The organism is Allobosea sp. CCNWLY174 (assembly GCF_037120455.1).
Classification (GTDB): Bacteria; Pseudomonadota; Alphaproteobacteria; order Rhizobiales; family Beijerinckiaceae; genus Allobosea; species Allobosea lupini.
Genome location: NZ_JBBBBQ010000003.1, coordinates 45,253 through 60,073, shown reverse-complemented (window position 1 = coordinate 60,073; position 14,821 = coordinate 45,253). Strand labels below are relative to the sequence as shown.

Genomic DNA, 14,821 nt, shown 5'->3' with positions numbered 1-14,821 from the left:
CCATCCGGGAAAGGGGTTCTGCGTTCCGGTTCCTCGCCAATCACGTACTGACACTCACGCCCCCAGCAGATCCACCAGCGGCGGGATCAGCGGTTCGTCGGCCGGTGGCATGGCAAGATCGCGCAGCTTGCCGGGGCGCACCCATTTCAGCGCCTGCCCCTCGCGCGACATCGCCGTCCCCTCCCAGCGCCGGCAGATGTAGAGCGGCATCAAGAGGTGGAACTCGGGATAGGCGTAGCTGGCGAAGGTCAGCGGCGCGAGGCAAGCTTCCTTGACCTCGATACCGAGTTCCTCGGCAAGCTCGCGGATCAGCGCCGGCTCCGGCCGCTCGCCGGCCTCCAGCTTGCCGCCTGGGAACTCCCAGAGGCCGGCAAGCGCCTTGCCCTCGGGACGTTGGGTGACGAGCACGCGATTGTCGGAATCGACCAGCGCGCAGGCGACGACGAGCAGCAGCTTCACGGCAAGATCTAATGTCCCGAGAGGATGACCTCGACCGGTTCGGTTTCCTTGCCGGTCAGCGTGACCTCGTCATAGACCGTGCCGCCCTCGCGGAAAACCTGATCCTCCTCGCCCCAGATCACCTGGGTCGAGACGAAATAGCTGCCCGGCGCGACCTTGTCGAAGCTGAAGCGGCCATTCGCCGCCGTTTTCGTCGTGCGGGTCAGCTCGGCATAGCGCGGATCGACCTGCTCGTTCGGATAGCGCCAGTGCGGCAGGAACTTGGCCTTGCCGAAAACGCGATTGAAGCGCTCGCGGGCATAGGCCGTCGCCGGGATCAGCCTGACCACCTCGCCGGCCGCATTCACCACCTGCCCCTTCGAACGCGTCCGGAAGGCGTGGCCGACGATGACGCCAGTACCGGGTTTCCGGATGACGGCGGCCTCCTCGGCCGAGAAGGACGAAGCCGTCGGCGACGGCTGCGCGACACAAGCTCCCAGCAGAGCCGCAAGGCCCAGCACGCAGGCTATCCTTATCATCCGGCACGTCCCCCCGCAGGCGCCGTCGAGACCAGAAAGACGCCAGCAAGGATGATGCAACCTCCGATGACCTGCCGCAACTCCAGCGTTTCGCCGAGCACGAGCACACCCATCGCGACAGCGACCGCCGGAACCAGATAGCCGGTCATCGCCGCCCGTGTCGGCCCGGCCGCACGGATCAGCCGCATGAAGAACGCCACCGGCATAGCTGTTGCGAACACGCCGAGCGCCAGCGCGGCCTGCCAATGCGGGGCCAGGGCCAGAAGTGCCCCCCAGCCGGAGACCGTCAGCGTCAGCAACAGCGCCCCGGTGCCGGAGACCATCTGCTGGCCGAGTGCGAGCCGGATCGGATCGCCCGCTCGCGGCGGCACGGCGCGCGTGTAGAGGTTCGCGCATGCATAGGACAGCGTCGCGCCGACCATGGCGAGCAGGCTGAGCGCCGTGCCGCCGCCCTCGATCACGTGCGGGCCGACCAGGATGGCGACCCCAGCCATGCCGACCAGGATGCCGACGAGCCGGCGCCGGCTCAACTGCTCCTCCGCGAACAGGACATGCGCGAACAGCGCCGTGACAAGCGGCCCCGCCGCCTGGATCATCGCCGCCGGCCCGCTGGCGAGCTGGATCAGCGCGTAGGCGACAAGCACGTTCGGCAGCCAGCCATTGCAGGTGCCGAGCACCAGCCAGTGGCGGAGCTCATGGCGGCGGGGCAGCGGGCTCTGGCCGCGCGCCATGACGAACAGCGCCAGTGTCGCCGCGCCGAGCAGGCCGCGGCAGGCGGCAATCGCCCAGGGGGCGACGTCGCCTGCCATCAGCTTGATGAACAGGTAGCTGCTCCCCCACAGGAGGGAGCAGGCAGCAAGATTGCCGACGATGAAGCTCTTGCTCGGGCCTGCCGAGCCGGAAGGCTCAGGAGCGGTAGTCGCCGTTGATTTCGACATAGGCCTTGGTCAGGTCGCAGGTCCAGACCGTGGCCTTGCCGCGGCCGAGGCCGAGATCGGCGGTGACGACGATGTGCTCGCCCTTCATGTAGTCGGAGACGGCCTGCTCGTCATAGGAAGCGGCGCGCGCGCCCGCTTCCGCCACCTTGATCGCGCCGAAGGAGATGTCGAGCCTGTCGCGATCTGCCGGCTCGCCGGCCTTGCCGACCGCCATGACGATGCGGCCCCAATTGGCGTCCTCGCCGGCGACCGCGGTCTTCACCAGCGGCGAATTGGCGATCGAGAGCGCGACCCTCTTGGCTGAGCGCGCCGACTTCGCCCCGACGACGCGGACCTCGACGAACTTGCGGGCGCCCTCGCCATCCTTGCAGACCAGATGCGACAGCTCGAGCAGCAGCGCGTTCAGCGCCCGCTTGAAGCCCGACAGCCGCGCATCGTTCGGATCGGTGATCTCCGGCACGCCGCGCGCCCTGGCTTTCCCGGTCGAGAACAGCATCAGCGTGTCGGATGTCGAGGTGTCGCTGTCGACCGTGATCGCGTTGAACGAGCCCTTGACGCCCTTCGACAGCAAAGCCTGCAGCACGGGCGCCGCGATCGGCGCATCGGTGAAGACGAAGGAGAGCATCGTCGCCATGTCGGGCGCAATCATGCCGGCGCCCTTGGCGATGCCGGCAATCACCACCTCATGCCCGTCGATCTTGGCCTTGCGCGAGACGGCCTTGGGGAAAGTGTCGGTGGTCATGATCGCCTTGGCGGCGTCGAGCCATGGACCGTCGGCGGCGCGCTTGGCGCAATCGGCCAGCACGCTCTCGAACTTGGTCGCGTCGAGCGGCTCGCCGATCACGCCGGTCGAGGCGATGAAGACCTCTTCCGCCTTGCAGCCTGCGGCCTTGGCCGCGATCTTCGCGGTCAGAGCCACCGAGTCGCGGCCTTTCAGGCCAGTGAAGGCATTGGCATTGCCGGAATTGACGACGATGGCGCGCGCCTTGCCCCGCGGCAGGTTCTCGCGGCACCAGTCGACCGGCGCCGACGGGCATTTCGAGCGGGTGAAGACGCCGGCAGCCTGCGAGCCGTCGTCGAGCAGGACGAGCACAACATCGGTGCGGCCCTTGTAGCGGATGCCGGCCTCGGCAGTGGCGAAGCGCACACCCGGCACGGCCGGGACCTTGGGCTGGCGCTTCGGCGCAAGCGGAGAAACGGGAACATCCTTGCCAGCCATCATGCGCCTCCTCGTATGGTTGGCCCGATGTGCCGCAGCGGAGGGTAGAAGGCAAGGCCGCCCTATCGACAGTCTTATAGCATATTGCTATAGATCACACGTGAGGCAGATCAGCTACAGCAGGGACGCACTTAAGACCCTGGTCGGGCTGCCGGCCAATACCGCGACGCGGATCCGAGCCAAGATCGCTCAGTACGCGGCCGACCCGAAAGCCCAGACCAACAACGTCAAGGCCCTGCAAGGTAGCAAGGGCTACTTCAGGCTTCGGGTAGGCGATTGGCGGGTCATCTTCCGCGACGATGGAACGGTGATCCTGATCGTAAAGGTTGCGGCGAGGGGATCCGCGTATGATTGAGGACAGACTGTCATGAAAGAATATCTTCAGCTGACGATCGACGGCGAGCCTTATGTCGCCTTGTCACGGGCAGCCTATGAGAGACTTATCGAGGCAGCCGAGGACGCGGCCGATCTGCGCGCCATCGCACAATTCGAACGTCGCCTCGCGGCAGGAGAAGAGGAACTCCTTCCCTCCGACATGGTCGGGCGCATCATCGCGGGCGAAAACCGCGTTCGCGTCTGGCGCGAGCATCGCGGCCTGTCCGTAAGCGCGCTGGCCGACAAGGCCGGCATCGCTCAGCCCTATCTGTCGCAGATCGAAACCGGCAAGCGTGAGGGCACGCTTCAAACGATGAAGAAGATCGCCGACGCGCTGAAGATCACGGTCGACGATCTGATCTGAAGCACCAGGCCGAGAGCCAGGATGTCAGGGCTTTTTCGGCTCCGCCGGGGTCGCGGGCGTCGCCGGGGCGGCCGGCTTGTCGAGGCGCTCGACCTTGGCCTTGTCGCGCAGCCCGACGATGATGTCCTGCTGCGCCTTGCGGACCAGATACTGGTCGATCTGCGGCTTGACCTCGTCGAAGCTCGGCAGCGGCTTGGTGCGCTTGTCCTCAAGCTTGATGACGTGCCAGCCGAACTGGCTCTTCACCGGCTCGGAGACCTGGCCCTTCTCGAGCTTGAAGGCGGCCTCGGCGAATTCCGGCACCATCCTGTCCTTGGCGAACCAGCCGAGATCGCCGCCTTCCTTGCCCGAGCCGGGATCCTTGGAGAGCTCGGCCGCGACCTTGGCGAAGTCCTCGCCCTTCTTCACCCGCTCCAGCGCCGCCTTGGCCTGCGCCTCCTCGGGCACAAGGATGTGGCGGGCGTGGACCTCTTCCTCGGGCTTCATCGCCTTGACGGTGTCGTCGAACAGCTTCTTGGCCGCCTCGGGCGTCGCCGCCTTCTTGGCCTCGACCGTCAGATATTCGTCCAGCAGCAGCTTGTCCCGGTTATAGGCCAGTCGCTTGGCGAAGTCCGGCCCGTCGCCGACCTTAGCGGCGGCGGCAGCCTTGGCGCCGAGCTTGAGGTCGACCAGATAGTTGATCACTTCCTCGCGCTTGCGCTCCTCCGGCATCTGCGCGGTACGCTCGCCGAGATCCTCCTCGGCCAGCTTGATGTCACCTTCGGTGATGGTGATGCCGTCGACCTTGGCGACGGGCTTGTCCTGCTGAGCCAGGGCCGGCACGGCGGCCAGCGCGAAGCCAAGCGACAGCAAGGCGAGACGGGAGGACAACATCGGTGCGGCCTTTCGACTGGACGGCGCGAAGATCGATCTCGCCGGCTGAGTGCCAGCAGAACGCGGCATTGGCAAGACGGCGCCTCGCACATCAACGCGAGCCGGCAAGCATGGTTCACTGTGCTGCAGCCGGCGACGCCAGAGTCCAGGCCTCTTGGAACACGCCCCGCCGGACCCTACATGCGCGCGGATAAGCGCGTGCTGGACCACGCGCCTGCGCCCGTCTAAACACGCGCGTGAATTCTATGGATTACCGCTTCGGCCGCGCGGTCTGCGCAGGCCGGATTCGTCATTGAAAGGCCAGACATGCTTGGCGCGCTCGCAAAGAAACTCTTCGGCTCGTCGAATGACCGGCGGGTGAAGGGCTACCAACCCCGCGTCAACGCGATCAACGCGCTCGAAGCCGAGGTCTCCCAGCTCTCCGACGAGGCTCTTCGCGCCCGCACCGAAACCTTCAAGCAGCAGCTCGCCAACGGCGCCAAGCTCGACGACCTGCTCGTGCCGGCCTTCGCCACCGTGCGCGAGGCGGCCAAGCGCGTGCTCGGCCAGCGCCATTTCGACGTCCAGCTGATCGGCGGCATGGTGCTGCACGAGGGCGCGATCGCCGAGATGAAGACCGGCGAAGGCAAGACCCTGGTCGCGACCCTGCCGGTCTATCTGAATGCGCTCGCCGGCAAGGGCGTCCACGTCGTCACCGTCAACGACTACCTCGCCCGCCGCGACGCCGAGTGGATGGGCAAGATCTACAACTTCCTCGGACTGAGCTTCGGCATCATCGTGCACGGCCTCGATGACGAGGAGCGTCAGCGCGCCTATGCCAGCGACATCACCTACGGCACCAACAACGAGTTCGGCTTCGACTATCTGCGCGACAACATGAAATACGAGGTCGCGCAGATGAGCCAGCGCGGCCACCATTTCGCGATCGTCGACGAGGTCGACTCGATCCTGATCGACGAAGCCCGCACGCCGCTGATCATCTCCGGCCCGCTCGACGACAAGTCGGACCTCTATGTCGCGATCGACAAGGTCCTGCCCGGCCTGGTCAAGGGCGACTACGAGGTCGACGAGAAGCAGCGCACCGTCGCGCTGACCGAGGCCGGCAACGAGCATATCGAGCAGCTGCTGCGCGAAGCCGGCCTGCTCAAGGACGGCGACCTCTACGACTCCGTCAACGTCACCCTGGTCCACCACGTCAACCAGGCGCTGCGCGCCCATGCGCTGTTCACGCGCGACAAGGACTACATCGTCCGCAACGACGAGGTGGTGATCATCGACGAGTTCACCGGCCGCATGATGCCCGGCCGGCGCTATTCGGAAGGCCTGCACCAGGCGCTCGAGGCCAAGGAGGGCGTCACCGTCCAGCCCGAGAACGCGACGCTCGCATCGATCACCTTCCAGAACTATTTCCGCCTCTACAAGAAGCTCGCCGGCATGACCGGCACCGCCGGCACCGAGGCCGACGAGTTCGAGCAGATCTACAAGCTCGAAGTGGTCGAGATCCCGACCAATGTCCCGGTCGCCCGTATCGACGACGACGACGAGGTCTATCGCAGCTTCCCGGAGAAGGTGAAATCGATCATCAAGGAGCTGGAGCGCGCCAGCGAGCGCCTGCAGCCGGTGCTCGTCGGCACCGCCTCGATCGAGAAATCCGAGCAGATCGCCGAGATGCTGGTTGCCGCCGGCTTCAAGCAGATCGACTTCAGCCAGCCTAACGCGCTCGACAGCCTTTACTCCGCCGCCCGTACCGGCAAGAGCACAAAGCAGTTCGCCGTGCTGAACGCCCGCTTCCACGAGCAGGAGGCCTTCATCGTCGCCGAGGCCGGCGTCCCCGGCGCGATCACCATCGCCACCAACATGGCCGGCCGCGGCACCGACATCAAACTCGGCGGCAACGTCGAGATGCGCGTCTCGATCGAGACGGCCGGCATGGAAGAGGGACCGGAGAAGCAGGCCAAGATCGCGGAGATCGAAGCCGAGGTCGCCCGCTTCAAGGAGATCGTGCTCAACGCCTCCGAGACGATCGAGCTCGAGCCGGCCAAGGGCTCGCGCCCGGCCAAGACCATGACCCGCCCCGGTGGCCTCTACATCATCGGCACCGAGCGCCATGAGAGCCGGCGCATCGACAACCAGCTGCGCGGCCGCGGCGGCCGCCAGGGCGACCCTGGCCGCTCCAAGTTCTTCCTGTCGCTGCAGGACGACCTGATGCGCATCTTCGGCTCCGACCGGATGGACGGCATGCTGCAGAAGCTCGGCCTGCAGGAGGACGAGGCCATCGTCCATCCCTGGATCAACAAGGCGGTCGAGAAGGCGCAGGGCAAGGTCGAGGCGCGCAACTTCGACATCCGCAAGAACATCCTGAAATACGACGACGTCATGAACGACCAGCGCAAGGTCGTGTTCGAGCAGCGCCGCGACTTCATGCGCGCGGCAAGCGTGCGCGAAACCATCGACGACATGCGCCATGGCGTCGTCGAGGACACCGTCTCGCGCCGCATCCCCGAGGACGCCTATCCCGAACAATGGGATGCCGCCGGCCTGCGCGAGGACGTCGCGACCTATCTCAACCTCGAACTGCCGATCGAGGACTGGGCCAAGGAAGAGGGCATCGCCGACGCGGAGCTGCGCGAGCGCATCCGCAAGATCGCCGACGAGGATTATACGGCGCGCATCGAGCGCAACACCGACGAGGTGATGACCTATATCGAGAAGCAGGTGCTGCTGCAGACGCTCGACCATCTCTGGCGCGAGCACCTGGTCACGCTCGACCATCTGCGCCAGGTCATCGGCTGGCGCGGCTATGCCCAGCGCGACCCGCTGAACGAGTACAAGCAGGAAGCCTTCGAGCTCTTCGACAGCTTGATCGGCCGCCTGCGCGAGCAGGTCACCGGCAATCTGATGCGCGTCGAGGTCCGCTTCGACCAGCCGCCGGAAGACGGTCAGGGCCTCGACCAGGGCGGCAGCGATGCCCTGCCCCCGCCGCCCGCCGGTTTCTTCGCCGGCCAGCCGCAGTTCGCAGCCACCGATGGCGACCTCGCCGTGGCCGAGCGCAACCCGGCCGATCCCGCGAGCTGGGGCAAGGTCGGCCGCAACGAGCTCTGCCCCTGCGGTTCCGGCAAGAAGTTCAAACACTGCCACGGCCAGTTCGTCTGACCGCAGCGCCGGCGCAATACGCCGGCGCGAATGTCAGGCGAAATCGGCCTCGACCGCGCCGAGCGCATCGATTTCGATCCGGACGCTGGCACTGGCACTGACCCACTGCGTTCGGACGAGGCTCCCAAGCAGGACAGTCTCGCCGGACCGCAGTGGCATACCGCGCTCGCTGGCGTGCGCCGCCAGCCAGGCCAATGCCGCATAGGGATGGCCGAGCACGTCGGCGCCGACACCGGCACCGGCTTCGATCCCGTCGATAAGGACCCGCCCGCGCAACGTCGCCAGGTCTGGTAGCGCGGCCGGGTCATGCTCGCGGCCGAGCACGGCACCGGCGGCGAAGAAATCGTCCGCGACCAGCATCGGCGTTCCCGTTCCCTGCCAGTCGAGATAGCGATCGTCGACGATCTCGATCGCCGCCATCACCGCGCCGACCGCGCGGCGGACGCTCTCGGCCGAGAAGGGCCCTTCCGGCAGATCGCCCGCCAGCCGCACCGCGATCTCGCACTCGACTCCGGGCTTGACGAAGTCGCCATGCCGAAGCCTGGCATCGCCGCGATGCGTGGTGCTGGCGAAGAGTCCCGCCGCGCAAGGATGGGCGATGCCGAGATAGGCCTGCATCACCGGCGTGGTGCAGCCGATCTTCCAGCCGACCCTTGCACCGAAACGGCTTTCGGCAAGGCGCGCATGGACTGCGTCGCGCACCGCATAGGCCTCCACGAGGTCTCGTGGCGCGGTTCCGGCAGCTGGCGGCGCCAGAGGCGTCAGGCTCAGCCGCGCAGTAGCGATCGCATCGGCTGCGACAGCGATGGCTGTATCGGACAAGGCCAGGCTCCGGGCGTCGGGTAACGGCAGCCTGCCACGTGACGGCCCTCTCAGCCAGCACCATGCCGGGGCAGCCGCGGCAGCAGGATCGTCAGGAGCCCGAGCAGCGGCAGATAGGAACAGACCTTGTAGACGAAGGTGATGCCATAGGCGTCGGCGAAGCCGCCGAGGAAGGCGGCGCCGAGCCCGCCCGCGCCGAAGGCGAAGCCGAAGAACATGCCGGCGATCAGGCCGACGCGGCCAGGCACCAGCTCCTGCGCGAACACCACGATCGCCGAGAAGGCCGAGGCGAAGACCAGCCCGATCATCACGCTCAGCACGCCGGTCCAGAACAGGTTGGCGTAGGGCAGGAGCAGCGCGAAGGGGATGACGCCGAGGATCGAGAACCAGATCACGAAGCGCGCGCCGAAACGGTCCCCGATCGGGCCGCCGACGAAGGTGCCGACCGCCGCCGCACCGAGGAACAGGAACAGCATCAACTGCGCGTCGCGGAAGCCGAGCTGGAACTGCTCGATGACGTAGAAGGTGAAGTAGCTGGAGATGCTCGCCATGTAGACGTTCTTGGTCGCGGTCAGCAGCACCAGCACGAACAGCGCGAAGGCGACGCGCCCGCCCGGCAGCGGCAGGGTCCGGCTCGCCGGCGGACGCCCGGCCTGCGCCCGGCGATGGGCCGCGTACCAGGACCCGACCCGGGTCAGGACGACGACGCCGGCCATGGCGATGACCGAGAGCCAGGCGACGCTGCCCTGGCCGAATGGCAGGACGACGAAAGCTGCCAGCAGCGGCCCCAGCGCCGAGCCGAGATTGCCGCCGACCTGGAACAGCGACTGCGCCAGGCCGTGCCGCCCGCCCGAGGCGAGCCGCGCGATCCGCGACGCCTCCGGATGGAAGATCGCCGAGCCCAGGCCGATCAGGCAGGCCGCGACGATCAGCACCGCGAAGTTGTGGGCATTGCCGAGCAGGATCAGGCCACCGAAGGTCGAGGCCATGCCGGCCGGCGCCGAATAGGGCATCGGCCAGCGATCGGTCACCATGCCGACGACCGGCTGCAGCAGCGAGGCCGTGACCTGGAAGGCCATGGTCAAGAGGCCGATCTGGATGAAATCCAGCGCGTAATTGGCCTTGAACAGCGGGTAGAGCGAGGCCAGCAGCGACTGCATGACGTCGTTCAGGAGATGGCAGAAGCTCACCGCCAGCAGGACGGAGATCGTCGTCTTCTCGAAACGGGGCTGGCTCCCCTCGACCGTTGCAACCATGGCGCTATTCCCCGCATGCGGACCTTCAGCGGCGCTCCTTCTACAAGGCTTGCCCGTGACCTGCTTTCGTGATTCGGTCTAATTGCTTCGTGTTCGGGCCATTCGATGAGAAAGCTGCCGCAGCCACAGGTCGAGGCCCTCCATTCCGACCATCGCCATATCCACGGCACGGTTGCCGACGCCGACGGCGATGTTCTGGTCCGCGTCTCCGACAATCCCGCCGGCTATACGATCCCGCTGCACAGCCATCGCCAGATCCAGCTTCTCTGCGCCTTCTCCGGCGTGGTCCAGATCAACACCGAGCGTGGCAGCTGGATGATCCCGCCGGGCCATGGCCTGCTCATCCCCGCCCGGCTGCAGCACGCGGTGGAGATGCTGAGCGATGTCAGCATCAAGTCGGTCTATCTCCTGACCGGAGATGATGACCTGGCGGAGCGCATGCTGCAGGTGCTCGGCGTCACCGATCTCGCCCATGCGCTGATCGTCGAAGCGATCCGCCTGCGCGACATGCCGCCGGGCCATCGCAAGCTCGCCCTCGTCCTCGAGCTGCTGACGGCCGAGATCGCCGCGCTGCCGATCCGGCCGCTCGGCCTGCCCATCCCCGCCGACAGGCGTCTCGCTGCCCTCTGCCGCGCCTATATGGCCGCGCCCTCGGTCAATGAGCGTCTTGACGATTGGGCCGGAAAGCTCGCGATGAGCAGGCGGACATTCACCCGGCTCTTCCAGCGTGAGACCGGCCTCAGCTTCGTCGCCTGGCGCCAGCAGGCCAGCCTGTTCGCCTGCCTGCCTCGGCTGGCGGAAGGCATGCCGGTCACGCAAGCCGCCATGCTGGCGGGCTATGACAATGTCGCGGCGTTCACGACCATGTTCAGGCGGCGGCTGGGCACGGCGCCGCGCAACTACATGAAGGCCTCGCTGGCGCGATAGCGTCGCCGCAACCGGCATGAAAAAGGGCCGCTCTCGCGAGCGGCCCTCAAGCAGTCCATGCGGCTAGGGCCGAATCCGATCAGATTAAAGCAATCTGATCGGCACGTGCCCTGAGGCCCTCACTTCGGCGCGAAGATGCCGACGCTGCTGGCCGTGATGTCGAAGGAGAGCGTCGCCACCACCGCCGGGGCGCACCACTTCGAGCGCCCCGAACCCGAGTTGATCCCGCGCGGATCGGCCGTCAGCGCAAAGCATTCGGTCTTCGACAGGTTGGTGTCGTGATAGCGGACATCCGCCGTCAGGTTCTTCCAGGTGTAGGAGACACCGGCGTTCCAGTAGGCGTAGTCGGGCAGGTTGGTCGGCGGCACAGTCGACCAGATCGCCAGATTGGTCGTTCCGAGCCAGTAATGGCCGAACTCGCCGGAGACCGAGAGGCCTTCCAGGAAAGGCAGGTTGTATTTCGCCGTCACCGAGGCATAGGTGCCGGAAGCGCCGGTGCCGAGCCAGTCCCAGGCGTAGAAGACGTTGGCACCGAGGATCAGCTTGTCCTCGAAATTGTAGCTGACCTTGCCGTAGACCTCGGTGTAGTCGGTGTTCCGCGGCGTCCAGTACACGCCGGCCGTATCGATGAACTGCTTCTCGCTGGGATAATAGTACTGCCAGACGCCGACATCGACGGTGACCGGACCGAATTTCGGCCGGATGCCTGCGTAGAAGTCGATCTCGGCCGGCGGACGCGTCGCCAGGTCGACATTCGAGGCATAGACGCCGGCATAGACCAGGTTGTCGTAGAACTGCAGCTCGGCGCCGCCCTGGATCGCCGGCTTGCGGTCAGTCTGCGAGATGCCGCGGAAATTGTAGTCCGTCATGCCCTTCACGCTGACGGCGATGTCGAACCAGGTGATGCTCGGGGCCACCGGCGGGGGCGGAGCGCCCTTCTTGCTCGGCAGGTCGGAGGCGAGCGCCGCGCCCGAAACCGTCAGCGCCATCGAAAGCGCAAAGCCCGTCAGCAAGCCGGAAGTCTTCAAGGCAGCCATCGCGAACTCCATCGAGATCCCTGCACGACTCCAGTCATGCATTCGCCATGATTAGGCCTTCGCAGCCGCAATATCGGCAAGGCGAGCTTTTTGGCAGACTGCCGCATCAATAGGCAAATCTGTCGGTTTCGGCGCATTCCGCGCTCAGAAAAGCGCCCACGGCCATTGCTGACCGCGGGCGTGACTTTTTTACATCAGATGATTTGCAGACTGCTCAGCGAGTCGCCGGCTGGTTCGCATAGGCGGCATCGGGCTGCTGGAGCTGCGAGGTCCGCAGGGTCGAGGCACGCCGCGGCGGCAGCGGCACGGTCACCGTCTGCGGGGCCTCTGGCACGGTCGAGGCGACCGGCGACTGCTCCTTCGGCTCGGAGGAGCTGCCGAGCAGCGGTACGAAGCTCAGCGCGCGCTGATAGAAGGAGGGCTGCGCCGGTGCGGCCGAAGCCGTCTGGATCGGAGCAGCGGTGGCCTCGCCTGGGTTCGCCTTGGCGACCTGCGCCGCTGCATCGCTTGCCGGCTTGGCGGCGGGTTGCACGGACGCAGGCCTGGTCGGTGCGGCAGCGGCGACGACAGGCTTGGCGTCCTCCACCTGCGCGCTGCTGACCGCGGCGAGCACGGCGTCGTTATCAGCCGATTCGGCCCGCACGGTCGCCTTGGTGCGGCCCTTGTCGTCGAGCACGACGACGCGCGGGCCGATCAGCGAATCGACGCGGCTGATGCCGACGTCGCGCGAGCCCCAGGCCACCGACCTGTTCAGGGAATCAGCGCCGGACTGGGCAAGCTGGCGCTTGAACGAGGAATGCTGGTCGCCATCGTCATAGATCAGCTTGACTGCGGGGGTGCCCTTGGACACCAGCGCCGCGACCTGGATCTCGTCCTGCTGGCGCTTCTGCGCGATCGCCTGCGTCAACGAGGGATCGACCTGGACGCCGTCGCGATTGAAGGCGTAGCGCCCGCCGACGACCGAGACCGAAGGCTCGTCCTTGGCAACCTCGAAATAATCCGAGCCTTCCTTCAGGTTCTTCCAGAAGGCGATGTTCGGATCGAGCCGGTGCTTGGCGAGGTTCTCCGGCGTCATCCGGAAGGGATAAGCCTGCATCTGAACGGCGCGCTGCCCGCCATTCTGGGCCTCGCGGACCAGCGCGTAGATCTCGCCGATCTGGTCGTCGGTCATCGAATAGCAGCCGGCCGAGGAGCAGGCGCCATGCACCATCAAATGCGCGCCAGTGCGGCCATGCGCCCGGTCATAGGCGTTGGGATAGCCCATGTTGAACGAGACGTAGAACGACGAGTTCGGGTTCATCTGCGCCGGGCTGATGGCGTAGAAACCCTCGGGCGCCATGCGGTCGCCCTCGCGCACCTTCGGGCCGAGCTGGCCGGACCAGCGGCACATCGGATAGGTCTTCAGCAGCGCGTATTTGCCGTCCGCGCGCTTCTTCCAGACCTCGAGCTCCGACTCCTTCTTGTAGGAGCGAATCACGATGGGCTGGCTCTTGCTCATGCCCTTCTCGGACATCAGCGTGTAGGTCGCCGACGGAATCGGGATGTTGTGGCGCGCGGAGCCGCGATAGCGGTCCTCTTCGCAGGCTGCCAAACTGAGGCCAAGGAGCGCCGCCAGCGCGAAATGTCTCACAGCCACGTCGTCAATCCCATTTCGCGCAGACGCGTCAAAGCCGACAATGCCTCAGACAACGCGGCCAAATTATGCCCGTCGATTGGTTGCAGGATCGTTAGCCTTGACCGTCCCTTACCACAGGAGGCTCGCAGATGGCCATATGGCGAAGCCGCGGTAAAGCGCCCGCCGGGCCGAACGCCCGCTTGCGCACAATCGGCAGGGCTACAGCGCCCGGCCGATCGCCAGGTATTTCTGCGCCCGCCGATCGACGATCTCGTCGGCACCGAGCCCGGCGAATTCGGACAGCGCCGCCTCGATCGCGGCGCCGGCCCGCTCGATCGCGCCCTGGGGATCACGGTGGGCGCCGCCGGTCGGTTCGGTGACGATCCTGTCGATCACACCGAAGCGCAGCAGATCCTGGGCGGTGATCTTCATGCCGGTCGCGGCATCCTGGGCACGCGCCGTGTCGCGCCAGAGGATCGAGGCCGCGCCTTCCGGCGAGATCACCGAATAGATCGCATGCTCGAGCATTAGCACCCTGCTCGCGGCAGCGATCGCGATCGCCCCGCCCGAGCCGCCCTCGCCGATCACCAGCGCGACGCTCGGCGTGCGCAGGGCAAGGCAGGTCTCGGTCGAGCGCGCGATCGCCTCGGCCTGGCCACGCTCCTCGGCCTCGATCCCGGGATAGGCGCCGGCGGTGTCGATGAAGCTCAGCACCGGCAGGCCAAAGCGATCGGCCAGTTCCATCAGGCGCACAGCCTTGCGGTAGCCTTCGGGCTTGGGCATGCCGAAATTGTGCTTGATGCGGGTCTCGGTCGAGTTGCCCTTCTCCTGGCCGATCACGCAGACCGGCTCGCCGCGGAAGCGGCCGAAGCCGCCGACGATCGCCTCGTCCTCGCCGAAGGCGCGGTCGCCCGCCATCGGCGTGAACTCGTCGATCAGGGCCGAGCAGTAGTCGAGGAAATGCGGTCGCTGCGGATGGCGCGCCACCAGTGTCTTCTGCCAGGGCGTCAGGGCGCCATACAGGTCCTTCAGCGCCTGCGAGGCCTTGGCTTCGAGCTTGCCGACCTCCTCGGCGAGCGAATAGCCGTCGCCCTTGCCGTCGAGCGCACGCAGTTCATCAGCCTTCGCCTCCAATTCGGCAACCGGCTTTTCGAAATCGAGATAGCTTCGCATCGACATCCAGATCAGGTCCCGCTTTCCCACGGAAGAGGCGGCAGCATCGGCCGCCAGGGGTCGCGGCGACGGAAAGGTCAAAAAGGCGGCGG

Annotated in this window: 14 protein-coding genes; 4 read left to right on the top strand and 10 right to left on the bottom strand. The window is 66.4% G+C overall.

Going from position 1 to position 14,821, the window contains the following annotated elements:
- Nucleotides 1–54: 54 nt before the first annotated feature.
- The 4 genes from mutT to argJ are packed head-to-tail and all read right to left on the bottom strand — an operon-like array spanning nt 55 to nt 3,137.
- Nucleotides 55–459: an 8-oxo-dGTP diphosphatase MutT gene (gene mutT / locus V7S63_RS11270; protein ID WP_091838125.1), complete on the bottom strand. Its 405-nt coding sequence runs from the start codon at nt 457–459 to the stop codon at nt 55–57.
- A gap of 8 nt (nt 460–467) precedes the next feature.
- Entirely contained in the window at nt 468–959 is a 492-nt protein-coding gene (locus V7S63_RS11265) for a carboxypeptidase regulatory-like domain-containing protein (RefSeq protein WP_244543920.1), read from the bottom strand.
- 14 nt (nt 960–973) lie between these two features.
- Nucleotides 974–1,915 carry a DMT family transporter gene (locus V7S63_RS11260; RefSeq protein WP_336530287.1) on the bottom strand — a complete coding sequence of 314 codons (942 nt, stop codon included), beginning with the start codon at nt 1,913–1,915 and terminating at the stop codon, nt 974–976.
- Nucleotides 1,884–3,137: a bifunctional glutamate N-acetyltransferase/amino-acid acetyltransferase ArgJ gene (gene argJ / locus V7S63_RS11255; protein ID WP_336530286.1), complete on the bottom strand. Its 1,254-nt coding sequence runs from the start codon at nt 3,135–3,137 to the stop codon at nt 1,884–1,886. Before argJ ends, V7S63_RS11260 begins: the two co-directional genes overlap by 32 nt.
- Nucleotides 3,138–3,234: 97 nt before the next feature.
- On the opposite strand from argJ, the gene V7S63_RS11250 reads away from it, so the two are divergent.
- Both V7S63_RS11250 and V7S63_RS11245 read left to right on the top strand, forming a co-directional pair.
- Nucleotides 3,235–3,489, top strand: coding sequence for a type II toxin-antitoxin system RelE family toxin (locus V7S63_RS11250; protein ID WP_336530285.1), 255 nt, complete (start codon nt 3,235–3,237; stop codon nt 3,487–3,489).
- Between the two features lie 12 nt (nt 3,490–3,501).
- Complete coding sequence (locus V7S63_RS11245; RefSeq protein WP_091838138.1) at nt 3,502–3,873, top strand: helix-turn-helix domain-containing protein; 372 nt, start codon at nt 3,502–3,504, stop codon at nt 3,871–3,873.
- Between the two features lie 24 nt (nt 3,874–3,897).
- Here V7S63_RS11245 and V7S63_RS11240 read toward each other — a convergent pair whose 3' ends face one another.
- Nucleotides 3,898–4,746 (bottom strand): peptidylprolyl isomerase, encoded by an 849-nt coding sequence (locus V7S63_RS11240; protein ID WP_091838140.1) that lies wholly within the window; start codon nt 4,744–4,746, stop codon nt 3,898–3,900.
- A gap of 306 nt (nt 4,747–5,052) precedes the next feature.
- Here V7S63_RS11240 and secA point away from each other — a divergent pair, with 306 nt between their 5' ends.
- Nucleotides 5,053–7,899 carry a preprotein translocase subunit SecA gene (secA, locus tag V7S63_RS11235; protein WP_336530284.1) on the top strand — a complete coding sequence of 949 codons (2,847 nt, stop codon included), beginning with the start codon at nt 5,053–5,055 and terminating at the stop codon, nt 7,897–7,899.
- A gap of 33 nt (nt 7,900–7,932) precedes the next feature.
- Here the strand turns inward: secA and V7S63_RS11230 are convergent, their stop codons facing one another.
- Both V7S63_RS11230 and V7S63_RS11225 read right to left on the bottom strand, forming a co-directional pair.
- Nucleotides 7,933–8,721 carry a 2-keto-4-pentenoate hydratase gene (locus tag V7S63_RS11230; protein ID WP_336530283.1) on the bottom strand — a complete coding sequence of 263 codons (789 nt, stop codon included), beginning with the start codon at nt 8,719–8,721 and terminating at the stop codon, nt 7,933–7,935.
- 50 nt (nt 8,722–8,771) lie between these two features.
- Nucleotides 8,772–9,977 (bottom strand): MFS transporter, encoded by a 1,206-nt coding sequence (locus tag V7S63_RS11225; protein WP_336530282.1) that lies wholly within the window; start codon nt 9,975–9,977, stop codon nt 8,772–8,774.
- A 105-nt stretch (nt 9,978–10,082) separates the two neighbouring features.
- Here V7S63_RS11225 and V7S63_RS11220 point away from each other — a divergent pair, with 105 nt between their 5' ends.
- The gene (locus V7S63_RS11220) at nt 10,083–10,904 is read left to right on the top strand and encodes an AraC family transcriptional regulator (protein WP_336530281.1); all 822 of its coding nucleotides are present in this window, start codon (nt 10,083–10,085) and stop codon (nt 10,902–10,904) included.
- A gap of 119 nt (nt 10,905–11,023) precedes the next feature.
- Here V7S63_RS11220 and V7S63_RS11215 read toward each other — a convergent pair whose 3' ends face one another.
- The 3 genes from V7S63_RS11215 to V7S63_RS11205 all read right to left on the bottom strand — a co-directional run bounded on the left by V7S63_RS11215 (nt 11,024) and on the right by V7S63_RS11205 (nt 14,729).
- On the bottom strand, nt 11,024–11,941 hold the full coding sequence (locus V7S63_RS11215; RefSeq protein WP_336530280.1) for a TorF family putative porin: 918 nt from the start codon (nt 11,939–11,941) through the stop codon (nt 11,024–11,026).
- Nucleotides 11,942–12,155: 214 nt separating this feature from the next.
- Nucleotides 12,156–13,577, bottom strand: a complete 1,422-nt coding sequence (locus V7S63_RS11210; RefSeq protein WP_336530279.1) for a hypothetical protein — start codon at nt 13,575–13,577, stop codon at nt 12,156–12,158.
- Nucleotides 13,578–13,775: 198 nt separating this feature from the next.
- Nucleotides 13,776–14,729 carry an acetyl-CoA carboxylase carboxyltransferase subunit alpha gene (locus V7S63_RS11205; RefSeq protein ID WP_199777497.1) on the bottom strand — a complete coding sequence of 318 codons (954 nt, stop codon included), beginning with the start codon at nt 14,727–14,729 and terminating at the stop codon, nt 13,776–13,778.
- Nucleotides 14,730–14,821 lie beyond the last annotated feature (92 nt).